At 67.4% G+C, this 21,567-nt stretch carries 23 protein-coding genes and 1 pseudogene; 8 read left to right on the top strand and 16 right to left on the bottom strand.

The window, feature by feature from the left end:
* Nucleotides 1–5 precede the first annotated feature (5 nt).
* From plsY to dprA, 3 genes and pseudogenes are all read left to right on the top strand, one after another.
* Entirely contained in the window at nucleotides 6–641 is a 636-nt protein-coding gene (plsY, locus tag AB4Y68_RS01175; RefSeq protein ID WP_441453317.1) for a glycerol-3-phosphate 1-O-acyltransferase PlsY, read from the top strand.
* Nucleotides 638–783, top strand: a pseudogene (locus AB4Y68_RS01170) (DNA-processing protein DprA); the annotation flags it as partial. The gene plsY and the pseudogene AB4Y68_RS01170, both read left to right, overlap by 4 nt.
* A 114-nt stretch (nucleotides 784–897) precedes the next feature.
* Entirely contained in the window at nucleotides 898–1,722 is an 825-nt protein-coding gene (gene dprA, locus AB4Y68_RS01165) for a DNA-processing protein DprA (protein WP_441453799.1), read from the top strand.
* Here dprA and AB4Y68_RS01160 read toward each other — a convergent pair.
* Nucleotides 1,719–1,934, bottom strand: coding sequence for a hypothetical protein (locus tag AB4Y68_RS01160; RefSeq protein ID WP_441453315.1), 216 nt, complete (start codon nucleotides 1,932–1,934; stop codon nucleotides 1,719–1,721). The two genes, dprA and AB4Y68_RS01160, sit on opposite strands and share 4 nt — an antisense overlap.
* A 153-nt stretch (nucleotides 1,935–2,087) precedes the next feature.
* On the opposite strand from AB4Y68_RS01160, the gene topA reads away from it, so the two are divergent.
* Entirely contained in the window at nucleotides 2,088–4,748 is a 2,661-nt protein-coding gene (gene topA / locus AB4Y68_RS01155) for a type I DNA topoisomerase (protein ID WP_441453313.1), read from the top strand.
* A 43-nt stretch (nucleotides 4,749–4,791) separates the two neighbouring features.
* Here the strand turns inward: topA and AB4Y68_RS01150 are convergent, their stop codons facing one another.
* Nucleotides 4,792–5,148: a hypothetical protein gene (locus AB4Y68_RS01150; RefSeq protein ID WP_441453312.1), complete on the bottom strand. Its 357-nt coding sequence runs from the start codon at nucleotides 5,146–5,148 to the stop codon at nucleotides 4,792–4,794.
* A 217-nt stretch (nucleotides 5,149–5,365) separates the two neighbouring features.
* On the opposite strand from AB4Y68_RS01150, the gene AB4Y68_RS01145 reads away from it, so the two are divergent.
* The 3 genes from AB4Y68_RS01145 (at nucleotide 5,366) to AB4Y68_RS01135 (ending at nucleotide 8,910) form a co-directional block, all read left to right on the top strand.
* Entirely contained in the window at nucleotides 5,366–6,934 is a 1,569-nt protein-coding gene (locus AB4Y68_RS01145; RefSeq protein WP_441453310.1) for a DEAD/DEAH box helicase, read from the top strand.
* A gap of 94 nt (nucleotides 6,935–7,028) precedes the next feature.
* Nucleotides 7,029–8,087, top strand: a complete 1,059-nt coding sequence (locus AB4Y68_RS01140) for a GGDEF domain-containing protein (RefSeq protein WP_441453308.1) — start codon at nucleotides 7,029–7,031, stop codon at nucleotides 8,085–8,087.
* A gap of 40 nt (nucleotides 8,088–8,127) precedes the next feature.
* Entirely contained in the window at nucleotides 8,128–8,910 is a 783-nt protein-coding gene (locus tag AB4Y68_RS01135) for a lysophospholipid acyltransferase family protein (RefSeq protein WP_441453306.1), read from the top strand.
* On the opposite strand, the gene AB4Y68_RS01130 is transcribed toward AB4Y68_RS01135, so the two are convergent.
* From AB4Y68_RS01130 to AB4Y68_RS01075, 12 genes are read right to left on the bottom strand one after another with little or no spacing between them, the layout of a single operon-like run.
* Nucleotides 8,907–9,710: a MetQ/NlpA family ABC transporter substrate-binding protein gene (locus AB4Y68_RS01130; protein WP_441453304.1), complete on the bottom strand. Its 804-nt coding sequence runs from the start codon at nucleotides 9,708–9,710 to the stop codon at nucleotides 8,907–8,909. The two genes, AB4Y68_RS01135 and AB4Y68_RS01130, sit on opposite strands and share 4 nt — an antisense overlap.
* A gap of 15 nt (nucleotides 9,711–9,725) precedes the next feature.
* Nucleotides 9,726–10,382 (bottom strand): methionine ABC transporter permease, encoded by a 657-nt coding sequence (locus AB4Y68_RS01125; protein WP_441453302.1) that lies wholly within the window; start codon nucleotides 10,380–10,382, stop codon nucleotides 9,726–9,728.
* Nucleotides 10,382–11,371 (bottom strand): methionine ABC transporter ATP-binding protein, encoded by a 990-nt coding sequence (locus tag AB4Y68_RS01120; protein WP_441453300.1) that lies wholly within the window; start codon nucleotides 11,369–11,371, stop codon nucleotides 10,382–10,384. Before AB4Y68_RS01120 ends, AB4Y68_RS01125 begins: the two co-directional genes overlap by 1 nt.
* A 1-nt stretch (nucleotide 11,372) precedes the next feature.
* Entirely contained in the window at nucleotides 11,373–11,771 is a 399-nt protein-coding gene (locus AB4Y68_RS01115) for a HesB/IscA family protein (RefSeq protein ID WP_441453298.1), read from the bottom strand.
* A 10-nt stretch (nucleotides 11,772–11,781) separates the two neighbouring features.
* Complete coding sequence (locus AB4Y68_RS01110; protein WP_114816506.1) at nucleotides 11,782–12,180, bottom strand: SUF system Fe-S cluster assembly protein; 399 nt, start codon at nucleotides 12,178–12,180, stop codon at nucleotides 11,782–11,784.
* A 5-nt stretch (nucleotides 12,181–12,185) separates the two neighbouring features.
* Complete coding sequence (locus AB4Y68_RS01105) at nucleotides 12,186–13,424, bottom strand: aminotransferase class V-fold PLP-dependent enzyme (protein WP_441453295.1); 1,239 nt, start codon at nucleotides 13,422–13,424, stop codon at nucleotides 12,186–12,188.
* Complete coding sequence (gene sufD, locus AB4Y68_RS01100; protein ID WP_441453294.1) at nucleotides 13,403–14,422, bottom strand: Fe-S cluster assembly protein SufD; 1,020 nt, start codon at nucleotides 14,420–14,422, stop codon at nucleotides 13,403–13,405. Before sufD ends, AB4Y68_RS01105 begins: the two co-directional genes overlap by 22 nt.
* A complete protein-coding gene (gene sufC, locus AB4Y68_RS01095) occupies nucleotides 14,419–15,168 on the bottom strand; it encodes a Fe-S cluster assembly ATPase SufC (RefSeq protein WP_441453292.1) in 750 nt (249 codons plus the stop codon). Before sufC ends, sufD begins: the two co-directional genes overlap by 4 nt.
* Nucleotides 15,169–15,173: 5 nt before the next feature.
* Nucleotides 15,174–15,407: a hypothetical protein gene (locus AB4Y68_RS01090; protein ID WP_441453290.1), complete on the bottom strand. Its 234-nt coding sequence runs from the start codon at nucleotides 15,405–15,407 to the stop codon at nucleotides 15,174–15,176.
* Nucleotides 15,404–16,870 carry a Fe-S cluster assembly protein SufB gene (sufB, locus tag AB4Y68_RS01085; protein WP_441453288.1) on the bottom strand — a complete coding sequence of 489 codons (1,467 nt, stop codon included), beginning with the start codon at nucleotides 16,868–16,870 and terminating at the stop codon, nucleotides 15,404–15,406. The genes AB4Y68_RS01090 and sufB overlap by 4 nt, the downstream gene beginning before the upstream one ends.
* Nucleotides 16,871–16,873: 3 nt before the next feature.
* Nucleotides 16,874–18,010, bottom strand: coding sequence for a cysteine desulfurase family protein (locus AB4Y68_RS01080; RefSeq protein WP_441453286.1), 1,137 nt, complete (start codon nucleotides 18,008–18,010; stop codon nucleotides 16,874–16,876).
* Nucleotides 18,007–18,477 carry an Rrf2 family transcriptional regulator gene (locus AB4Y68_RS01075; RefSeq protein WP_441453284.1) on the bottom strand — a complete coding sequence of 157 codons (471 nt, stop codon included), beginning with the start codon at nucleotides 18,475–18,477 and terminating at the stop codon, nucleotides 18,007–18,009. Before AB4Y68_RS01075 ends, AB4Y68_RS01080 begins: the two co-directional genes overlap by 4 nt.
* A 161-nt stretch (nucleotides 18,478–18,638) precedes the next feature.
* Between AB4Y68_RS01075 and AB4Y68_RS01070 the strand changes: the two genes are divergently transcribed.
* A complete protein-coding gene (locus AB4Y68_RS01070; protein WP_441453282.1) occupies nucleotides 18,639–19,289 on the top strand; it encodes an alpha/beta hydrolase in 651 nt (216 codons plus the stop codon).
* Between the two features lie 69 nt (nucleotides 19,290–19,358).
* Here AB4Y68_RS01070 and AB4Y68_RS01065 read toward each other — a convergent pair whose 3' ends face one another.
* Both AB4Y68_RS01065 and AB4Y68_RS01060 read right to left on the bottom strand, forming a co-directional pair.
* On the bottom strand, nucleotides 19,359–20,318 hold the full coding sequence (locus tag AB4Y68_RS01065) for a DMT family transporter (protein ID WP_441453280.1): 960 nt from the start codon (nucleotides 20,316–20,318) through the stop codon (nucleotides 19,359–19,361).
* Nucleotides 20,315–21,454 (bottom strand): anhydro-N-acetylmuramic acid kinase, encoded by a 1,140-nt coding sequence (locus AB4Y68_RS01060; RefSeq protein ID WP_441453278.1) that lies wholly within the window; start codon nucleotides 21,452–21,454, stop codon nucleotides 20,315–20,317. Before AB4Y68_RS01060 ends, AB4Y68_RS01065 begins: the two co-directional genes overlap by 4 nt.
* Nucleotides 21,455–21,567: the final 113 nt, after the last annotated feature.

Genomic DNA, 21,567 nt, shown 5'->3' with positions numbered 1-21,567 from the left:
ATCACTTGCAGGATCTGGCGGGGCCGGCGCTCCTTACGCTCGGGCTTGTGGCTATGGGCGGATACCTGCTGGGCTCGATTCCGTTCGGGGTCATCCTGACGCGCGCCGCAGGCGCCGGGGACGTGCGCAACATCGGCTCGGGCAATATCGGCGCGACCAACGTCCTTCGCACCGGGCGCAAGGATCTGGCCATCGCCACCCTGATCCTCGATGCGGGCAAGGGCGCGGTCGCCCTGCTGATCGCGCGGCACCTGTTCGGCGAAGCGGCCGGCGCCATCGCCGGCGGCGCGGCCTTTATGGGGCACCTCTTCCCCGTCTGGCTGGGCTTCAAGGGCGGCAAAGGCGTCGCGACCTTCTTCGGCCTGATCCTGGCCGCCTGCTGGCCTCTGGGCCTGATGGCGGCGGCGACCTGGCTGATCGTCGCCTTCGCCCTGCGTTATTCGTCGCTAGCGGCCCTGGTCGCGGCGGCGGCGACGCCCTTCTATGCGCTTCTGCCCCTGGCGATGCTGGGCCTTCCCGCCCCCGCGCCCATCCTGATCCTGGCCATCTTCACCGCCGTCCTGATCTATATCCGCCACCATGAGAACATCGCCCGGCTGCTGAAAGGCGTTGAGCCGCGCATCGGGGCCAAGAAGGCTTGACCCCCCTGTCCGACGCCGAGCGCTTCGCCCGGCTTCGGCTGGCCCGCACCGACCGCGTCGGTCCCGGGCCTTTTCCCAACTGCTGCAACGCTTCGGTTCCGCCGTCCGCGCGGTCGAGGCCCTGCCTGATCTGCTGCGGCGCAACGGCCGCGACGGCTACGCCCTGCCCGCCGTCGAGCGGGTCGAGGCCGAACTGACGGCGGGCGAGCGCGCGGGCGCGAAGCTGATCCTGCTGGGCGACGCCGCTTATTCGGCCATGTTGGCCGCCGTCGACCCGCCGCCGCCCCTGCTCTGGACGCGCGGCGATGTAGCCTTGCTGTCGCGCCCCTGCGTCGGCGTCGTCGGCGCGCGCATCGCCTCGGCAGGCGGTCAGCGCATCGCGCGCGGCCTGTCGCAGCAGTTGGGCGAAGCCGGCCACGTCGTCGTGTCCGGTCTGGCGCGCGGCATCGACGCCGCCGCCCATCTGGGCGCCTTGCCGACCGGCACGGTCGCGGTGCTCGGCGGCGGCGTGGACGACGTCTATCCCGCCGACAACACCGACCTCTATCGCCAGATCGCCGAACAGGGCTGCATCGTCTCGGAAAGCCCCATGGGCGCCCGCGCCCAGGCGCGCGACTTCCCCCGTCGCAACCGTATCATCTCGGGCCTGTCGCGCGGCGTGATCGTGGTCGAGGCGGAAATTCGTTCCGGCTCCCTGATCACCGCCCGCCTGGCCAATGAACAGGGCCGCGACGTTTTCGCCGTGCCGGGGTCGCCGCTGGACCCCCGCTCCAAGGGCCCCAACGAACTGCTGCGTCAGGGCGCCATCCTGTGCGAGGGTCTGGAAGACGTGGAGCGCGCCTTCAACACCCTGCGCACCCTGGGCGAACCGCCTGCCGGTTCTCCCTTCGACGGCGCGCCCGACGATCTGGACGACGCCGTGATCGAACAGATCGCGGCCTTGCTGTCGCCCACGCCAACGCCGCGGGACGAACTGGCGCGGGCGGTCGGGCTCCCGATCGGCGTCGTCGCCTCGGCGCTGCTGGAGCTTAACCTCACGGGCCGCGCCAACCTTCTGCCCGGCGGGCTGGTCTCGTCCTAGACGGCTGTCGCCTCATGCCTGGCCAGATCCGCCGCGACATCCAGCGCGCTCGCCAGTTGTTCGTCCCCGTCCCAGCGCGCCATGGTCGCCAGTTCCCTCGCCATGGCGGCGACGTATTCACGAACAGGATAGTCCGCCATATCCGGCGGCGACACAGGCTCTTCCTGTCGCCGACCCGCCTCGAGATCATGGGATCGCGCCGCTTCAGCCATATCCAACCCTCCTGACAGAGCAGCAGTAAGACACAACTTATAGTCGAATAACAGAGAGATGTTACACCCTTACCGCGCACCCCTTCAACGTCGTGATTGACTTCCCTCGCGACGCCAACCACGTTCGCGCCCCGATTTCCCGAACAGAGCGCCATGAATCTCGTCATCGTCGAGAGCCCCGCCAAGGCCAAGACCATCAATAAATACCTGGGCTCCGGCTACGAGGTGCTGGCTTCCTACGGCCATATCCGCGACCTGCCGTCCAAGGACGGCTCCGTCCTGCCTGACGACGATTTCGCCATGGTGTGGGAGGTCGACGCCAAGGCGTCCAAACGTCTCGCCGAGATCGCGGAGGCGGCCAAGCGCGCCGACCGCGTTATTCTCGCGACCGACCCCGACCGCGAGGGAGAGGCGATCAGCTGGCACGTTCTGGAAGTTCTGAACAAGAAGAAGGCGCTGAAGGACACCGAGGTCCAGCGCGTCACCTTCAACGCCATCACCAAGGCCGCCGTGCTGGAGGCCATGGCCAATCCGCGTCAGCTGGATATGGAGCTGGTCGAGGCCTATCTGGCCCGCCGCGCGCTGGACTATCTGGTGGGCTTCAACCTGTCGCCCGTCCTGTGGCGCAAGCTGCCCGGCGCCCGCTCGGCGGGGCGGGTGCAGTCGGTCGCCCTGCGCATCGTCGTCGATCGCGAGATGGAGATCGAGAAGTTCAAGGCCCAGGAATACTGGTCGGTCGAGGCCGATCTGGTCGCCGACAGCCCGCCCTTCACCACCCGTCTGGTCAAGCACGCCGGCAAGCGAATCCAGCGCCTGGACATCCCGACCGAGGAAATGGCCTTCGCCGCCCGCGACGCCATCAAGGCCGGCGACTTCACCATCAAGTCGGTCGAGAAGAAGCCGGCCAAGCGTTCGCCCGCGCCGCCCTTCACCACCTCGACCCTGCAGCAGGAAGCCTCGCGCAAGCTGGGCTTCACCGCCCAGCGCACCATGCAGGCGGCCCAGAAGCTGTATGAGGGCGTCGACGACACCGGCGGCCTGATCACCTACATGCGTACCGACGGCCTGTTCGTCAGCCCCGAGGGCATCGCCCAGGCGCGTGAGGTCATCGCCGACCGCTTCGGCCCCGCCTACGTCCCGGCCGAGCCGCGCTACTACAAGACTAAGGCCAAGAACGCCCAGGAAGCGCACGAGGCGATCCGCCCGACCAACCTGGCGCGTCATCCCGACAGCCTGCGCATCGATTCCGACCTGCAGCGGCTCTACGAGCTGATCTGGAAGCGGATGATCGCCTCGCAGATGGAGAGCGCGCGTCTGGACCGCACCTCGGTCGAGATCGAGACGCCGGACGGCCAGACCGGCCTGCGCGCCACCGGGCAGGTCGTCGCCTTCGACGGCTTCATCGCCGCCTATGAAGAAGGCCGTGATGAGAAGCAGAAAGGGTCCGAGGACGAAGAGGACGAAGGCGGCCGCCTGCCCGCGCTGAAGGAAGGCGCCAAGGCCAAGGTCGAAGCCGTCCGCGCGGACCAGCACTTCACCGAGCCGCCGCCGCGCTTCTCGGAAGCCACCCTGGTCAAGAAGCTGGAAGAGCTGGGCATCGGTCGCCCCTCGACCTACGCCTCGATCCTGACGACCCTGCGCGACCGCGAATACGTCCGCATGGACAAGAACCGCTTCTATCCCGAGGACAAGGGACGGCTGGTCACGGCCTTCCTGGAGCAGTTCTTCAGCCGCTGGGTGGAATACGACTTCACCGCCGCGCTTGAGAGCCAGCTGGATGAGGTCTCCGCGGGCGAACTGGACTGGAAGGCGCTGCTGCGCAGCTTCTGGACCGACTTCCACGCCGCGACGCAAGCCGCCGGCGAACTGCGCACCACGGCCATCCTGGATCACCTCAACGACGCCCTGGGCGCGCACATCTTCCCGGACAAGGGCGATGGCTCTGACCCACGCGAATGCCCCCTGTGCCATCAGGGCCAGCTCAGCCTGAAGACCAGCCGTTTCGGCGCCTTCATCGGCTGCTCGCGCTATCCCGACTGCAAATACACACGCCCCGTGGCCTCGCCTGACGGCGCCGAAGGCGGCGCGGACGGCGGCGATCGCGAACTGGGCGTCGATCCGGCGACCGGCCAGCCGGTGCAGCTCAAGATCGGCCGCTTCGGCCCCTATGTCGAAACCACCCCGCCGGGTGAGGAGAAGCCGAAACGCTCGTCCCTGCCCAAGGGCTGGGGCCCGGCGTCCCTGACGCTGGACCAAGCCCTGCGCCTGCTGGCCCTGCCGCGCGAGGTCGGGGTTCACCCCGAGGACGGCAAGATGATCACGTCGGGCCTGGGCCGTTACGGCCCGTTCGTCCTGCACGCCGGCACCTACGCCAACGTCTCGGACATCGACGAAGTGTTCGAGGTCGGCATCAACCGCGCGGTCGCCCTGCTGGCGGAAAAGCGCGCGGGTCGTCCGGGTCGCGGCTCGGCCACGGCGCCGCTCAAGGAACTGGGCGCCCACCCGGAAGACGCAGCCCCGGTTCAGGTCATGGCTGGTCGCTTCGGCCCCTATGTCAAATGGGGCAAGGTCAACGCCACCCTGCCCAAGGGCATGGCGCCCGAAGATCTGACGCTGGAAGAGGCCCTGCCCCTGCTGGCCGCCAAGGCCGGCGCCGCCCCGAAAAAGAAGGTGGCTGCAGCCAAGAAACCCGCCGCGAAGAAGGCTCCGGCTAAGGCCGCTGCGGACAAGAAGCCTGCGGCAGCGAAAAAGCCTGCGGCCAAGAAACCCGCCGCTAAAAAGGCCGCGTCCAAGAAGGCCGCCGACGCCGAGTAACGTGATGACGCCTCCCGGTTCGCCCAGCGGATCGGGAGGTCGCCTAGCGCCCGGCCACCAGTTCGTTGCGAACCCGACGCCCCAGCGGATCCCGCCCGGCCCAGGTCTGGCCCACCGACGCTTCGACCATGGCCGTGCAGAACCGCGACAGCAGCATGCGGGGCCTGATCCCGTTCAGGCAGACCCGTTCGCCCTCGACGGCCCAGCGCGCCGAAAGTCTCCGCCCATCCGAAAACTGCGCCTGATAGCTGCCGTCACGGTTGAACCAGTGCTTGACCCAGGCGCCGTCGGGATAATGCGACACGACGGTATTGCCAAAAGCGGCATCCATTTCCGCCTGGGCCGGCAGCGCCGTCGCGCAGCAGGCAGCCAAGGCGAACGCAAGCGTTTTCATACGCATACGACAACCCTTCCCTTCCCCGAGGCGACCTTACAGACCTCAAAGCCATTGCCAACCGTCTGGTTCCCGAACAGAAATACTTGACTGCGACGTAGGGCTTTCCATATACCGCCGCAGGCTCGGGACAGGACTGGCGATGCGCGCCGCCCACTCGCCCACGAGGGGCGGTTCCGCAAGGCCGAAGACGTTACGACGTTTCCTCCGTTCCTAAGGTTTCATGACAGAATTCACTAAGCTGGGCCTTTCGGCCACGACCCTGCAAGCGGTCGCCGATACAGGCTATACTGTGGCGACGCCGATCCAGGCCGCCGCCATTCCCGTGGCCCTCGCCGGCCGCGACGTCCTGGGCATCGCCCAGACCGGCACCGGCAAGACCGCCGCCTTCACCCTGCCGATGATCGACCGCCTCGGCTCCGGCCGCGCTCGCGCCCGTATGCCGCGCGCCCTGGTGCTGGCCCCGACCCGCGAACTGGCCGACCAGGTCGCCGAGAATTTCGCCAAGTACGCCAAGGGCACCAAGCTCAGCTGGGCGCTGCTGATCGGCGGCGTGTCGATGGGCGACCAGGTGGCGCTGCTGAACAAGGGCGTCGACGTCCTGATCGCCACGCCCGGCCGTCTGCTGGACCTGTTCGAACGCGGCAAGATCCTGCTGACCGGCGTCGAGATGATGGTGGTCGACGAGGCGGACCGCATGCTCGACATGGGCTTCATCCCCGACATCGAGCGCATCTTCAAACTGACGCCGCCGCGCCGTCAGACCCTGTTCTTCTCGGCCACCATGCCGCCCGAGATAACCCGCCTGACCACGCAGTTCCTCAAGGATCCGACGCGGATCGAGGCCTCGCGTCCCGCGATGACCGCCGACACCATCACCCAGTATGTCGTCCGCATCCCGACCTCGGACCCCAAGGCCAAGCGCACCGCTCTGCGCGCCCTGGTCGGCCGTGATGACGTCAAGAACGGCATCGTCTTCTGCAATCGCAAGTCGGAAGTCGACATCGTCGCCAAGTCGCTGAAGACCCACGGTTTCGACGCCGCGCCGATCCACGGCGACCTGGACCAGTCCCTGCGCATGAAGACCCTGGCGGACTTCCGCTCGGGCGCGCTGAAGATTCTGGTGGCCTCCGACGTCGCCGCGCGCGGCCTGGACATCCCGGACGTCAGCCACGTCTTCAACTACGACGTCTCGCACCACGCCGACGACTATGTGCACCGCATCGGCCGCACCGGCCGCGCCGGCAAGCTGGGTCAGGCCTTCATGATCGTCACCCCGTCCGACGACAAGTCGCTGGATAAGGTGCTGAAGCTGATCAAGATGGATCCGCAGGAGCTGACGCTGGAAGGCATCGACTTCGCGTCCATCAAGGACCGTCCCCGCACCGACGACAGCCGTTCCAGCGGCCGTGGTCGCGCCCGCAGCGACCGTCCCCGCCCGATCCCCAAGAGCGACAACGTCGCCTCGATGGAGCCCATCACGGCCCCTCTCCCCAAGGCCGAAAAGGCTGAGGAAGCTCCGCGTCGTTCGCGCAGCCGTCGTTCGACCCGGCCAGAAGCCGCGCCCGAAGGCGTTGAAGCCGTCGTCGTCGCGGCCCCGGAATCGACGCCCCAAGCCGAGGCCGCTCCCGCCAAGGCCGCGACTCAGCGTCGCGAACGCACCCGCGACCACGCCCCGCGGGAGGCCAAGAAGCCCGAGCCGGCCAAGGAGCAGCCCGTCCAGGCTGCTCGCGGCGGCTTCGGCGACGACGTCCCCGCCTTCCTGCGTCGCCCGGTGATCTTCTCGGACTGACGACCGTTCGACGGGCGTGGCCTCGCACTTAACCGCTCATTACGGATCGCTGTCCTAGGGTTCTCACACTGGAACTAGGGGCGCGAGAATCAGAATGACGGCGCAGGTCGAGACCACGCTTCGAGGCCCGGACGCTTATTCACTGGCGCACCGTGTGGTGGATGCGATGCAGGAGGCCTCGGTTTGGCCGACGCCTCTGAATTTTGAGCTGTGGCTGCACTATGTCAGCGACCCCGAGGGGCCGTTGGGCCGCGAGATGCATCGCCTGCTGACCGGCGACACGCCTTTCACCGACGCCACCGCCGAAATGCTGGCCGCCGAGTTCCTGCCGCGCGGCCGCTTGTCCGAAGAGATTCGCGACGTCGGCGCCGTGCTGAACCGCGAACTCGCGGCCGTGGCGGAAGCCATCGACAATGCGCGCAAGACCCAGGCGTCCTATGGCGAAACCCTGACCAACGCCTCTGCGAAGATGGCCGCGGCCGAGGACGCGACGGTCCTGACCGCCATCGTCACCACCCTCTCGACCGCCACCCGCAAGGTCCAGCGGCATACATCCGCGCTGGAAAAGCGCCTTGAATCCTCGAACCGCGAAGTGGTCCGTCTACGCGAACACCTGGAACAGGTCCGGCGCGACGCCATGACCGACGCCCTGACCAATCTGGCCAATCGCAAAGCATTTGATGAGCAGTTAGCCCGCATCTGCGATGAAGCGGAAGACGGCGGCAAGGGCGTCACCCTGGCGATCGTCGACATCGATCATTTCAAGCGCTTCAACGACACCTGGGGCCACCAGACCGGCGATCAGGTGCTGCGCTACGTCGCCAGCGTCCTGGGCCGCATCTCCCGCTCGCCCCGCGTCGCCGCCCGCTACGGCGGCGAGGAGTTCGCGGTTATCTTCCCCGGGGAAACGCCTGGAACAGTCGAGGCGGCCCTGAACGCCATTCGCGAAGAGATCGCCTCGCGCTCGCTACGCCGTCGCTCGACCAACGACGATCTGGGCGCGGTGACCATTTCGGTCGGGTTCGCCGAACGACAGGCCGGCGAGACCGCCCTGGCTCTGCTCGAGCGCGCGGACGAGGCCCTCTACGCCTCCAAGCGCGGCGGCAGAAACCGCGTCACCAACGCTGAAACCATCGCTCGCGCCGCCGCCTGACGGTTGTCGCCGGGCCAATATTCCATGTCATAGCGCCACCATGAGAAGCTTGGCCTTCCGTCTCGCCTATTGGGCGCTATCCATCACCTACGGCCTGGCCGCCGCCTTCGCCGCCCTGGCGCCGGGCCGGCGCGCGACCAGTTGGATGATCCGCCGCTATGTCCGTCGCATGGTGCAGGCCATGGCGCTGTTTGCGGGTATCAAGATCCAGACGCGCGGCAAGGAATGTCTGCCGACCGGCGCCTTTATCATCGCCTCCAAGCACCAGAGCTGGGGCGACGGATTCGCTGCGTATGATCAGTTCGACGACCTGGCCTTCGTCACCGGCGACCACCTGGAGAAATTCCCGCTGCTCGGCACGGTGCTGAGGAAGCTCGGCGCCATCGTAGTCAACAGCTGCGGCGGCCACACGGCCCGCGCCGCGCTCAAGGAACGCGCCGCCGACGCCCATCGCGAAGGCCGCAAGATCCTGATCTATCCTGAGGGCCACCTGGCCAAGGTGGGCGAGAAGTTCCGCTATCGCTCGGGCGTCTGGCACATGTACCGCGACTTCGACATGCCGGTCGTGCCGCTGGCCACCAACCTGGGCCTGTTCTGGCCGCAGAAAGAGGCGCGCACCACACCAGGGACCGCCACCCTGGAGTTCCTCGACCCCATCCCCACCGGCCTGACGAAGGACGAGTTCCTGGCCCGGCTGGAGGCTGCCATCGAAGGTCGGACCGCCGAACTAATCGCCGAGGCCACCGGCCAGCCGATCACCCACGCCGTCCAGGTCCCGACGCCGAACGAAGCGGCGCTGGCGATGGAAGCAGCGGCGGCTTAAGCCGCCGGGATCACCGCGCCGTCGTACTTCTTGGCGATGAAGTCCTTGACCGCCTGGCTGCGCAGCGCCGCCGCCAGGGCCTGGACGCGCGGGTCGTTCTGGTTGTCGGGACGCGCCACCAGATAGTTGACATAGGGGCTGTCGGCGCCTTCCAGCGACAGGGCGTCGGTCTTGGGCTTCAGCCCGGCGTCCAGCGCATAGTTAGTGTTGATCACCGCCGCATCGACCTGGGGCAGGATGCGCGGAATGGTGGCGGCCTCAACCTCCTGGAACTTCAGTCCCTTGGGGTTGGTCGCGATGTCGCGCACCGTCTGCAGCGGATTGGCCGGATCGCGCAGGGTGATGAGGCCGGCGCCTTGCAGCAGCAGCAGCGCCCGTCCGGTGTTCGACGCATCGTTTGGCAGAACCACCTGCGCCCCGTTCGGGATCGCCGCCAGCGTCGTGTGCTTCTTCGAATAAATGCCCAGCGGCTCGACGTGGACGCCCGCCACCGTCACCAGATCGGCGCCGCGCGCTTTGTTGAACTCATCCAGATAGGGCTTGGTCTGGAAGTAGTTCACATCCAGCCGTTTTTCAGACAGTTGCACGTTGGGCTGAACGTAGTCGTTGAAGACCTTGATCTCGATCGGCACGCCCTCGGCGGCCAGGATCGGCTTCACCACCTCCAGGATCTCGGCGTGCGGCACGGCCGTCGCGCCGACCAGCAGCGGCGCGGGGCCCGCCTTCTTTTCCGCGCCCTGCCCGCAGGCGGCGAGCATCAGGACAGCGGCGGCGGACAGCAGAAGCGAACGGCGGATCATGGTGGGCTCTCTAACTCAGCGGTGCGAGACCTTAGCAACCAGCCGGTCGCCGATCATCTGCAGAATTTGTACGAGGATCAGCAGCAGAACTACGGTCACGACCATGACGTCGGTCTGGAACCGCTGATAGCCAAAGCGCACGGCCAGGTCGCCCAGACCGCCCGCGCCGACCACGCCCGCCATGGCGGTGTAGCTGACCAGGGCGATGGCCGTGACCGTGGCCCCGGCGACGATGCCCGGCATGGCCTCGGGCAACAGCGCCCGCGTCACGATCTGGAAGGTCGATCCGCCCATGGCCTGGGTCGCCTCGACCACGCCCTTGTCCACTTCGCGCAGCGCCGTCTCGACCAGACGCGCATAGAAGGGCGCGGCCCCCACGACCAGCGGCGGAATGGCCCCGGCCACGCCCAGCGAGGTCCCGACCAGCAGCACCGTCACCGGCAGCATGACGATCAGCAGGATGATGAAGGGCACGGAGCGCAGCACGTTGACGATCAGCGACAACACGGCGTTCAGCACCGGGTTCGAGGCCAGCCGCCCCTTGCCCGACAAATAGAGCAACACGCCCAGCGGCACGCCCAGGATCACCGTCAGCACCAGCGACCCGCCCAGCATCAGCAGGGTGTCCACGGTCGCGCGGCCAATCTCGGCCCAATCGACATTATCGAACATCAGGCCGCCTCTACCGTCACGCCGCGCGCGGTCAGTTGCGCGACGGCCGCCTCGGCGTCGCCGCCGGTGAAGGCCACGACCAACTGGCCATAGGGCTCGCCCCGGATGCGGCTGATGCGGCCCGACAGGATCGAATAGTCAACGCCGACCGAGCGCGCGACGCGGCTCAGTTCCGGCTCATAGGTCGAGCCGCCGCGGAAAGTCAGTTTCGCCAGACGCGCCCCGGCCGGCACGACCGAGGCGTCGAACGCCTCCTCGCCCTCGGCCAGCATGGCGCGGGTCACGGCGTGTTGCGGGTGCAGGAAGACGTCGGCCGTTGCGCCCTGCTCGACGATCTTGCCGTCCTTCAGCACCGCCACCCGGTCACAGACGCGGCGCACCACCTCCATCTGGTGGGTGATCAGGACGATGGTCAGACCCAGATCGCGGTTCAGCCCGTCCAGCAGGGTCAGGATGTCCTCGGTCGTCTCCGGGTCCAGGGCGCTGGTCGCCTCGTCGCACAAAAGGACGCTGGGCCCGCAGGCCAGGGCGCGGGCGATACCGACGCGCTGCTTCTGGCCGCCCGACAGCTGGGCCGGATGCTTCTTGGCGTGCTCCGCCAGACCCAGCTGTTCCAGCAGTTCCGCCGTGCGCGCCTTGACCTCGGCCTCGGGCCGCCCTTCCAGCCGCAGGGGAAAGGCGACATTGTCCTCAATGGTCTTGGCGTTCAGCAGATTGAAATGCTGGAAGATCATGCCGATCCGACGGCGCGCCGCACGCAGCTCGGCGGGCTTCAGCGCCGTGATTTCCTGGTCATCGACAAAGATGCGCCCCGCGTCGGGCGTCTCCAGCCGGTTGATGGCGCGGATCAGGGTCGACTTGCCGGCCCCCGAACGCCCGACCACGCCGAACACCTCGCCGCGCCCGATGGTCAGGTCAACGGCGTCCAGCGCCGTGCGCTCGCCCGCCGCGCTGCGATAGCGGCGGGTCACACCCTCCAGTCGGATCATGTCAGTCGGCGTCCAGAGCGGCAGCAGGGATGATGGTCACGCTCTCACCGCAGCCGCAGGCGTCGGTCTCGTTCGGATTACGGAACACGAATTTCGAGGCCAGCTTGGTCGTCTCATAGTCGATCTCGCTGCCGATCAGGAACAGCACGGCCTTGGGCTCGATCAGGATGGTGACGCCCTTGTCCTCGACCACCTCGTCCAGCGGCTCGATCTGCTCGGCATAGGCGAAGGTGTATTCCTGCCCGGCGCAGCCGCCGTTCTTCACCCCCACCCGCAAGCCGACGTAGTTCTTCTCTGCATTGGCCATGATCTCGCGCACGCGCTCGGCGGCAGCGTCCGTCAGGGTCAAGGCCTTGGGCCGGGGCCGGCGCGGTCGGACGGCGGTCTGAAGCTCGGTCATCGACGCATCCCTAGAACATGTTGAGGGCCAGCTTGGCCTCGTCGCTCATCTTGGAGGAATCCCACGGCGGGTCGAACACCAGATTGGCCCGCGCGGACTTCACACCCTCGACCTTCTTCACCGCATCCTCGACCCAGCCCGGCATCTCGCCGGCCACGGGACAGCCCGGCGCCGTCAGCGTCATCTCGATCAGGACATCGCGGTCGTCGGACACGTCCACCTTGTAGATCAGGCCCAGCTCATAGATGTCGACCGGGATTTCCGGGTCGTACACCGTCTTCAGCGCCTCGATCAGGTCGTCGGTCAGCTTGTCCAGCTCAGCCTGCGACAAGGCGCTTTTCTGCGGCTCGTCCCAGGTCGCGGCGAAGGCGTCGCTGTCGCTGATGGCGTTGTCGGTCTTGGCGTCCATACTCATCACACGAAGAAGTTCCGCGCCTTGATCAGCGCATCCACGAAGGCGTCTGTATCCTCCATGGTGTTATATAGGGCGAAGGAGGCGCGCGTGCTCGAGGTCACGCCCAGTCTTTTCGCCAGCGGTTCGGCGCAGTGCAGACCGGCCCGCACGGCCACGCCGTAACGGTCCATGATCTGCGCCACGTCATGAGCGTGCGCGCCCTCGACGGCGAAGGTCAGCAGCGCGCCCTTGCCCTCGACCTCGCCCAGAACCCGCAGCCAGCCAGCGTCGGCCAGCCGCGCGCGAGCGTGGTCATAGAGCGCCATCTCATGCGCCGCGACGGCCTGACGGTCAAAGCCCGACAGCCATTCCAGCGCCGCCCCCAGACCAATGGCCTCCAGGATCGGCGGCGTGCCGGCCTCAAACCGATGCGGAGGCTTGGCGTAGGTCACGCGATCCTTCGTGACCGTCTCGATCATCTCGCCCCCGCCCTGATAGGGCGGCAGGCTCTCCAGAGCCTCGGTCGTGCCGTACAGGGCGCCGACGCCCGTGGGGCCATACAGCTTGTGGCCGGTGATGACATACCAGTCGCAGCCGACCGCCTGAACGTCCGGCGTCGCATGAACCGCACCCTGGCAGCCGTCGATCAGCACCCGTGCGCCAGCGGCGTGGGCCAGACGGGTGATCTCGGCGATCGGGTTGATGGTCCCCAGCACGTTCGACATGTGGGTGACGGCCACGACCTTGGTCCTCGGCCCCAGCAGTTCGGCAAAGGCCGCCATGTCCAGCGAGCCCTCGTCGTTGATCGGCGCCCATTTCAGCACCGCGCCCTTGCGCTCGCGTAGCAGGTGCCACGGCACGATGTTGGAGTGGTGCTCCATCTCGCTGACGATGATCTCGTCGCCCGGCTCGATGCTCAGCCCGATGCCGTTGGCGACCAGATTGATCGCCTCGGTCCCGCCCTTGGTCCAGACGATGTTTTCGCCCGACGGCGCGTTCAGGAAGCGGGCGACGATCTCGCGCGCCGCCTCGAACGCCTCGGTCGCCTCGTTCGACAGGGTGTGCAAGCCACGGTGGACGTTGGCGTAGCTGCCCTCCATCGACGCGACCAGGGCGTCGATCACCGCGCGCGGCTTCTGCGCCGAGGCGGCATTGTCCAGATAGACCAGCGGCTTGCCGTTCACCTGTCGCGACAGGATCGGGAACTGCGCCCGCGCGGCATAGGGATCAAAGGTCTTCACAGGCGAGCCGTCAGCCATTCGCGCACAACCTCCCTCGCCGCCTCGTCCTCGATGCGGTCGACGACCTCGATCAGGAAGGCCTGGGTCAGCAGGGCGCGGGCCTCGTCGGCCGGAATGCCGCGCTGCTGGATGTAGAACAGGGCGCTTTCGTCCAGCGTCCCGACCGTATTGCCGTGCGCGCACTGCACGTCGTCGGCATAGATGATCAACTCGGGCTTGGCGTCGACCTCGCCGCGCTCGCCGGCGATCAGGGCGTGGTGGCCCATGCGGGCGTCGGTGCCGTCGGCCCCGCGCTCGACGATGATCTTGCCCTGGAACACGCCGCGCGCCGTGTCGTGAACGACGCCCTTGGTCAGTTGGCTGGTGGTGCCGTCGGCGGCCAGGTGGTCAACCACTGTCGTCAGGTCGGCGTGACGCGACCCCTTCAACAGATAGAGGCCGTCCAGCCGCACGTCGGCGCCCTCGGCCCCGTGGCTCACCTGGGTCTCCAGCCGCTGCAGCTTGGCGCCCGTCGTGACGATGGTCTGGCGATACAGGCCGCCGGCCTCGACCCGCACCACGGCGTTGGTAACGGAAATGGCGTCTTCCGGCTCGTCCATCAGCACGATGCGCGTGACCTCGGCGCCCGCCGGCACGTCCAGTTCGACGCGGTTGTGGGCCACATAGGCCGAGCCCGCGCCCTCATGGCTTTCCAGCAGCAGCAACTTGGCGCCCGCCCGCGCCGCGATCCGCACCGAGGCCGTGTGGCCGGTGTTCACCGCGTCCGAGACAAAGCGCAGACGCAGCGTCTGCACCCCAGCAGCGACAAAGGCGTCCGCCCCCGTCGCCCGCCCGTTGGCGAAGGCTAGGCCCTCGCCGCCCAGCGTCTCGAAAGGCCCCTCGCCGCTGACGGTGATTGGCCCCGAAGGTTCAGGCGCTTCACGAAGCCAACGCTTCAGGTCGCTGTATTTCCACGTTTCCGTGCGTCGAGAAGGAAAGGTCTCGGCGTTCTTCAGGTCGATCTGGACGGCGTTCACGCGGCGGTCGGCAGGAACTTGTCGTACCCTTCCGCCTCCAGCTCATGCGCCAGTTCGGGGCCGCCCGAGGCGACGATGCGGCCGGCGGCCAGCACATGCACCTTGTCCGGTTTGATGTAGTCCAGCAGGCGCTGATAGTGGGTGATGACCAGCATCGACCGGTCGGCGCGACGCAGGACGTTCACCCCCTCCGACACGATGCGCAGGGCGTCGATGTCCAGACCCGAGTCCGTCTCGTCCAGGATCAGCAGCGACGGCTCCAGCAGTGCCATCTGCAGGATCTCCATCCGCTTCTTCTCGCCGCCCGAGAAGCCGACGTTCAGCGGCCGCTTCAGCATGTCAAAGTCCATCTTTAGCGCCTGCGACGCCGCCTTGACCTGCTTCAGGAAGGCGGGGGCCGAGACCTCCTCCTCGCCGCGCGCACGCTTCTGGGCGTTCAGCGCCGTGCGGATGAAGGTCATGGCCGGCACGCCGGGGATCTCCATCGGATACTGGAAGGACAGGAAGACGCCCGCCGCCGCGCGCTCGGCCGGGGCCAGACCCAGCAGGTCCTGACCGTTCCACGACGCCGAACCAGCCGTGACCTCATAGCCGGGACGCCCCGACAGGCTGTAGCCCAGCGTCGACTTGCCGGCCCCGTTCGGCCCCATGACGGCGTGCACCTCGCCCGCCGGCACTTCGAGCGTCAGGCCCTTGAGGATCGGCTTGTCAGCGACCGAGACGTGGAGGTTGTTGATAGAAAGCATGGTTCTCACAGGTCCGAACGAGTGGACACAAAGCCGTTGTAAGCGATGATCAAAATGACCAGTCCGCCGAGGACGATCTGGCCGAAGGTCTTCTGCCCATTGAAAAGCAAGGCGAGGCCGGTCGCGCCGAGAGCAAGAAAGACGCCGAGGCCGATAAGACCAAAACGCCGCGCCTTTGGCCCTTTGGGATAGAAGCCGGTCAGCCGACGATTGAAGAAGCGCTCGTGGAAGCTCGTCACCCCACGCTCCCCTCAAGGCTGATCGCCACCAGCTTCTGCGCTTCGACGGCGAACTCCATCGGCAGCTTCTGCATCACGTCGCGGACGAAGCCGTTGACCAGCAGGGCCACCGCCTCTTCCTGCGACAGGCCGCGCTGCTGGGCGTAGAAGAGCTGGTCTTCCGACAGACGGGTCGTCGTCGCCTCGTGCTCCAGCTGGGCCGAGCCGTTGCGGGCCTCGATATAGGGGATGGTGTGCGAGCCGCACTCCTTGCCGATCAGCAGGCTGTCGCACTGGGTGAAGTTGCGCACGCCCGTCGCCTTGGGATGCACCGAGACCAGGCCGCGATAGGTCGAGTCCGACTTGCCCGCCGACACCGCCTTGGCGATGATCCGCGACTTCGAGTTCTTGCCCAGGTGGATCATCTTGGTGCCGGTGTCGGCCTGCTGATGCCCGTTGGTGATGGCGATCGAGTAGAACTCGCCCGAGCTTTCCTCGCCCTTCAGGATGCAGGACGGGTATTTCCAGGTGACGGCCGAGCCGGTCTCGACCTGGGTCCAACTGACTTTCGAGCGATCACCGCGGCAGTCCGCGCGCTTGGTCACGAAGTTATAGATGCCGCCCTTGCCCTCGGCGTCGCCGGGGTACCAGTTCTGAACCGTCGAGTATTTCACCTCGGCGTCGTCCAGCGCCACGATCTCCACGACCGCTGCGTGCAACTGGTTCTCGTCGCGCATCGGCGCGGTGCAGCCTTCCAGATAGGAAACGTAGCTGCCCTTGTCGGCGATGATCAGGGTGCGCTCGAACTGGCCCGTCTGGCTGGCGTTGATGCGGAAATAGGTCGACAGCTCCATCGGGCAGCGCACGCCCGGTGGGATATAGACGAACGACCCGTCCGAAAAGACCGCGCTGTTCAGCGCCGCGAAATAGTTGTCTGACACCGGCACGACCGATCCCAGATACTGACGCACCAGATCAGGATATTCGCGCAAGGCCTCGGAAATCGGCATGAAAATCACACCAACCTTGGCCAGTTCGGCCTTGAAGGTCGTGACCACGCTGACGCTGTCGAACACGGCGTCCACGGCATAGCGCGGCGCGCCTTCGACCCCGGCCAACACCGCCTGCTCGCCCAGCGGAATGCCCAGCTTGGCATAGACGGCCAGCAGTTCCGGATCGACTTCGTCCAGCGACTTGGGGCCTTCCTTCTGCTTGGGCGCGGCGTAGTAGAAGAGCGACTGATAATCGACCGGCTCGTACTTCACCGAGGCCCAGGTCGGCTCTTCCATCGCCAGCCAGCGCTCATAGGCGGCCAGACGCCATTCCAGCATCCACTCCGGCTCGCCCTTCTTCTCGGAGATGAAGCGGATGATGTCGGCGTTCAGGCCGCGCGGCGCATATTCCGTTTCGATGTCCGAGGTGAAACCGTGCTCATACTTCTCGAGAGCGGCGACAGCTTCGACAGTTTCCTTAACAGCAGCCATGACTTACGCGACTTCCTTCACGCGCTCAGACACGCGCGCTTGATGCTTGTTCCAGGCGGAGACCCAGGCGTCGGCGAACCGATCCCAGTCCGCCTCGGTCGTGCCCCAGCCGCCGGAAACGCGCACGCCCCCAGTCGCCAGATGATCCAGGCCCATGGCGCTGATCGCCTTGGACGGCTTGACCTTGCCCGACGAACAGGCCGAGCCGGCCGAGACCATGACCCCGACCAGATCCAGCGTGATCAGCTGCTGCGGGCTGTCCCAGCCCTCGACGGCCATGAACAGGGTGTTGGGCAGACGCGGAACAGCGCCGCCGATGATGGTCGCGCCCGCCGCCTTGACCTTGGCCTCGGCCGCATCGCGCCAGGCGACGTGCGCCATGGCCGCGTCCAGATCGCGCGCGGCGCAATCGGCGGCCGCGCCAAATCCGGTAATGCCCGGCACGTTCTCGGTTCCGGCGCGCAGGCCGCGTTCCTGCCCCGCCCCATGCAGAATCCGCACGGCGGCGACGCCTTCCTTGAGCACCAGAGCGCCCACGCCCTGCGGCCCGCCCAGCTTGTGCGCCGACAGGGTCAGGCTGTCCGCGTCCAGCGCGCGCATGTCGACCGGAACCTTGCCCGCCGACTGGATGGCGTCGACGTGCAGCCAGCCGCCCGCCGCGCGAACCAGAGCCGCCGCCTCGACGATCGGCTGGATCACGCCGCTTTCGTTGTTCGCATGGTGGATGGCCACGACCGCCCGTCCCGGACGCGCAAGCGTCTCGGCCAGCCAGGCCAGATCGACCACGCCGTTCGCATCGACCGGCAGAACCTCGACCGGCGCGCCGGACGCCGTCGCCGCCTCAGCCACGCAAGGGTGTTCGGTCGCGCCGACGATCAGCCGCTCGCAAGCCGCCGCCAGAGCGCTGACGATGGCCTGGGCGTTGGATTCCGTGCCGCCCGAGGAAAAGACCACGGCGGTCGGATCAGCCCCGACCAGTTCGGCCACCTGCGCCCGCGCCGTCTCGACCCGCGCCCTCGCCCGGCGTCCGGCCGCGTGAACCGCCGACGGATTGCCGTTGTCGGCCAGAGCCTTGGCCATGATGTCCTGCACCTCAGGACGAACCAGACCCGAGGCGTTGTAATCCAGGTAAACGCTCACGCCGCAGCCTCCATGCGCCCATCAGTTGTCACCGCGCCCATGCGGGCCTTGCCCGTGCGGTTCTGGATCACGTCCTCCAGACTGACGCTGGCGAGATAGCGGTGGATCTCTTGGCCCAGGTCTTCCCAGAGGTGGTGGGTGATGCAACGCTCGCCCTTGATCATGCAGCCCTTGGGCGAGCCGGCGCCGACGCAACGCGTGGCGCGGATCGGTTCATCGACCGCCAGGACGATCTCGGCCACGGCGGTTTCACAGGCCTTGCGCGCCAGTCGATAGCCGCCGCCAGGGCCGCGCACGCTCTTGACCAGACCGCCCTTGCGGAGCCTTGCAAACAGCTGTTCCAGATAGCTCAGAGAGATTTCCTGACGCGTCGCGATCTCGGCCAGCGACACCGCCCGGTCCGCGCCGTTGCGCGCCAAATCGGCCATCGCCATCACGGCGTAACGTCCCTTTGTCGACAGGCGCATAGAAAGCCCTCAAAAATTTCGCGCTTTTCGGGGCTCATGTGCTAGAACCCGCGCCCTCGCAGACAAGTGCGCCGCGCAGGGCCGACTTAGAAAGTCCTACTGCGTTGGTCAAGTATTGTCCGCCCGCGAAACGACAGTTGAAGACAGGATTCCGCTGATCCATGCCTGAAGTCATTCTTCCCGGCGCCTCGGGCCGTATCGAAGGCCGCTATTCGCCCGGCAAGCGCCCCAACGCGCCGATCGCCCTGATCCTGCACCCGCACCCCAAGGCGGGCGGGCATATGAACAACCCGGTGACGGTCACCCTGCACCAGTTGTTCGTGCAGCGCGGCTTCGCCACCCTGCGCTACAACTCGCGCGGCGTCGGCAAGTCCCAGGGCGAGTTCGACAGCGGTATCGGCGAACTGGCCGACGCGGCGACGGCCCTGGACTGGCTCCAAGCCAACAACCCCGCCGCGACCCAGACCTGGGTCGCCGGCTATCAGTTCGGCGCCTATATCGGCATGCAACTGCTGATGCGCCGCCCCGAGACGGACGGCTTCATTTCGGTGTCGCCGCCCTCGAACATGTACGATTTCAGCTTCCTGGCCCCCTGCCCGGCCTCGGGCCTGTTCCTGCACGGCACCGCCGACACCGTCGTGCCGCCGGTCGAGGTCGAGCGCGTGGTCAACAAGCTGCGTACCCAGAAGGGCATCGTCATCGACTATGAACTGGAAGAAGGCGCGAGCCACTTCTGGCAGGACCACATCGGCGCGGTCGAGCGTCGCGTCGGCGCCTATCTGGATAAGCGTCTGGAAGAAAACCCGGCCTGATCGGGTCTTCGGCTCAGGACTTCAAACGCCGCCGTCGGTCATCGACGGCGGCGTTTTCGTATCCGGACCCTAGTGATCGCCTTCCGCCGCCGCGACGGCCGCCGGACGGTGCGCGCGGACGCACCAGACCACGCTGACGACCATCAGGATCATGGCGACGACCTCGATCACCGTCGGCCCGCGGCCCTCCCACAGGAAGCCGTAGAGGAAGGCGAACAGGGTCTCGGACACGATCATCTGGCCCAGCATGGTCAGGGGCAGCAGGCGGCTGGCCTGGTTCCAGAAGGCGTTGCCGATGATGGAGGCGAAGATGGCGACGCCGATGCTGACCCCGATCAGCCGCATCCAAGCCTCGCCCGACCAGACGCCCATGGTCAGGACCGCAGGGACCGCCAGCAGCAGGGCGAACCCGCCCGTCACCACCCCGGTCAACAGGGACCAGTCGTGCGGTGAAACCTCGGGCAGCCGCCCCATCCAGCGGCTGTTGCCGACCGCGAAGGCCGACCAGGACAGCAGGGCCGCCAAGGCGCAGGCCAGGCCGATCAGGGTCTGAACGCCGTCATGGCCCGCGCCCCCGCCCTGGCTCAGCGATTCCCAGCCGATCAGGCCGACCGCCAAGGCCGCGACCCCAATGGGCGGCGCCACGCGCGACAGCGGCGGCGAGTCCTTGTCCTTCAGGCCCCACAGGGCGACCACGACCGGCACCATGCCGACGATCAGGGCCGAGGCCCCGACGCCCGCGAAATGGACGCCGACCACCAGGAAGACGAAATAGACGATGTTCCCGGTCAGGCTCAGCCAGGCCAGCGCCCGCCAGGCCTTCCAGTCCAGCGCCGCCGTCACGCGGCGCCAGCGCGGCGCGATCAGCAGGGCCGCGATCAGGCCATAGGCCAGGTAGCGCCCCGCCGTCAGCATCATCGGCGAGGCCTCGGGCGCGACCTTGGGCGCCAGGAAGACCAGCCCCCACAGGGCCCCGGCCGCCACGCCGCTGGCGACGCCCCAGAACCGCTGGGATTGGGCCAGACTCACTGTTCGCCGGGCTCTACGATACGGCCGCCGGTCATCGGCTCGGCCACGCCCGTCGTGCCGGGGAAGCTGATCGGCAGGCCCAGCAGGCAGCGCGCGGCCAGGAAGGCGAAGGCCTCGGCCTCGATCGAGTCGCCGCGCCAGCCCTCGTCCTCGGCGGTCGTGACCGGCACGCCCGCGCGCTCGCGGATCGCCGCCAGCAGGACCGGATTATGCCTCCCGCCGCCGCAGGCCACGACCTTGGTCGGTCGTTCCGAGCAGCGCGCCACGCCCAGCGCCGCCGCCTCGGCCGCAAACGCCGTCAGCGTCGCCGCCGCATCTTCCAGGGACAGGCCCGCGACCGGGTCCAGCGAGAAGTCGAACCGGTCCAGCGACTTCGGCCCGGTCGCCGCGAAATAGGGATGCGCCAGATAGGTGCTCAGCACCGCCTGATCGACGGTCCCCGCCGCCGCCAGCTTGCCGCCCTCATCCATGCGCTTCTTGCCGCGCGACTGAACCAGCAGGTCGACCATGCCGTTGGCCGGGCCGGTGTCGAAGGCCTCCAACCCGCCGTCGGCGCGGATCAATGTGATGTTGCCGACCCCGCCCAGGTTCAGCACGGCGACAGGACCGCTCAGGCCCGACTTGCGCACCAAAGCGGCATGATAGACCGGGGCCAGCGGCGCCCCCTGCCCGCCCGCCGCCACGTCGGCGCTGCGGAAATCATAGGCCGTGCGCACCCCCAGCCCCTCGGCCACGCTCAGGGCGTCGATCAGTTGCACCGTGCGGCCCGGCAGCTCCGCCGTCGGCGCCTCGTGCAGCACCGTCTGGCCATGCACGCCGACCAGATCCAGCCCGCTGGCCTTGACCCCGTTCACCGCCATGAAGCTGAGCGCCGCCGCCAGATGGGCGTCCGCCACCGCCATGCGGGCGTCCTCGAAGCTGTCGGGCTCTTCCTCGTCACGCTCCCAGTCCAGGGCGTCCTCGATGGCGTCCTCGACGATGGCGCGCGTCTCGGCGTCCAGCTTCATCTCGCTGGCGGGGCCGACGCTGATGATGTTCTCACCATCGGTTTCGATCACCGCCATGTCCACGGCGTCGAGCGAGGTGCCGGTCATGAAGCCGAGCACGCGGAGGGTCTTTGTCGGAGAGGTCGTCATGGGCGGGTTGACTGCCACGTCAGGCGCGCCGTAGCTAGCGCCCATGATCGCCGTCCGCGCCCTTTCCGGCCTGTATTACCGCCCGCTGAGCTAGCGAGCGGCCGCGATCTCGT

Origin of the sequence: Brevundimonas sp. 2YAF1 (genome assembly GCF_052114745.1) — a bacterium.
Classification (GTDB): domain Bacteria; phylum Pseudomonadota; class Alphaproteobacteria; order Caulobacterales; family Caulobacteraceae; genus Brevundimonas.
This window is presented reverse-complemented; position numbering and strand designations above follow the sequence as displayed.

What these genes read in the sequence shown, in the direction of transcription:
- dprA (WP_441453799.1), top strand. Translation starts at nt 898, where the DNA reads ATGTTGGCCGCCGTCGACCCGCCGCCGCCCCTGCTCTGGACGCGCGGC.
- AB4Y68_RS01160 (WP_441453315.1), bottom strand. Translation starts at nt 1,934, where the DNA reads ATGGCTGAAGCGGCGCGATCCCATGATCTCGAGGCGGGTCGGCGACAG.
- topA (WP_441453313.1), top strand. Translation starts at nt 2,088, where the DNA reads ATGAATCTCGTCATCGTCGAGAGCCCCGCCAAGGCCAAGACCATCAAT.
- AB4Y68_RS01150 (WP_441453312.1), bottom strand. Translation starts at nt 5,148, where the DNA reads ATGCGTATGAAAACGCTTGCGTTCGCCTTGGCTGCCTGCTGCGCGACG.
- AB4Y68_RS01145 (WP_441453310.1), top strand. Translation starts at nt 5,366, where the DNA reads ATGACAGAATTCACTAAGCTGGGCCTTTCGGCCACGACCCTGCAAGCG.
- AB4Y68_RS01140 (WP_441453308.1), top strand. Translation starts at nt 7,029, where the DNA reads ATGACGGCGCAGGTCGAGACCACGCTTCGAGGCCCGGACGCTTATTCA.
- AB4Y68_RS01135 (WP_441453306.1), top strand. Translation starts at nt 8,128, where the DNA reads ATGAGAAGCTTGGCCTTCCGTCTCGCCTATTGGGCGCTATCCATCACC.
- AB4Y68_RS01130 (WP_441453304.1), bottom strand. Translation starts at nt 9,710, where the DNA reads ATGATCCGCCGTTCGCTTCTGCTGTCCGCCGCCGCTGTCCTGATGCTC.
- AB4Y68_RS01125 (WP_441453302.1), bottom strand. Translation starts at nt 10,382, where the DNA reads ATGTTCGATAATGTCGATTGGGCCGAGATTGGCCGCGCGACCGTGGAC.
- AB4Y68_RS01120 (WP_441453300.1), bottom strand. Translation starts at nt 11,371, where the DNA reads ATGATCCGACTGGAGGGTGTGACCCGCCGCTATCGCAGCGCGGCGGGC.
- AB4Y68_RS01115 (WP_441453298.1), bottom strand. Translation starts at nt 11,771, where the DNA reads ATGACCGAGCTTCAGACCGCCGTCCGACCGCGCCGGCCCCGGCCCAAG.
- AB4Y68_RS01110 (WP_114816506.1), bottom strand. Translation starts at nt 12,180, where the DNA reads ATGGACGCCAAGACCGACAACGCCATCAGCGACAGCGACGCCTTCGCC.
- AB4Y68_RS01105 (WP_441453295.1), bottom strand. Translation starts at nt 13,424, where the DNA reads ATGGCTGACGGCTCGCCTGTGAAGACCTTTGATCCCTATGCCGCGCGG.
- sufC (WP_441453292.1), bottom strand. Translation starts at nt 15,168, where the DNA reads ATGCTTTCTATCAACAACCTCCACGTCTCGGTCGCTGACAAGCCGATC.
- sufB (WP_441453288.1), bottom strand. Translation starts at nt 16,870, where the DNA reads ATGGCTGCTGTTAAGGAAACTGTCGAAGCTGTCGCCGCTCTCGAGAAG.
- AB4Y68_RS01075 (WP_441453284.1), bottom strand. Translation starts at nt 18,477, where the DNA reads ATGCGCCTGTCGACAAAGGGACGTTACGCCGTGATGGCGATGGCCGAT.
- AB4Y68_RS01070 (WP_441453282.1), top strand. Translation starts at nt 18,639, where the DNA reads ATGCCTGAAGTCATTCTTCCCGGCGCCTCGGGCCGTATCGAAGGCCGC.
- AB4Y68_RS01060 (WP_441453278.1), bottom strand. Translation starts at nt 21,454, where the DNA reads ATGACGACCTCTCCGACAAAGACCCTCCGCGTGCTCGGCTTCATGACC.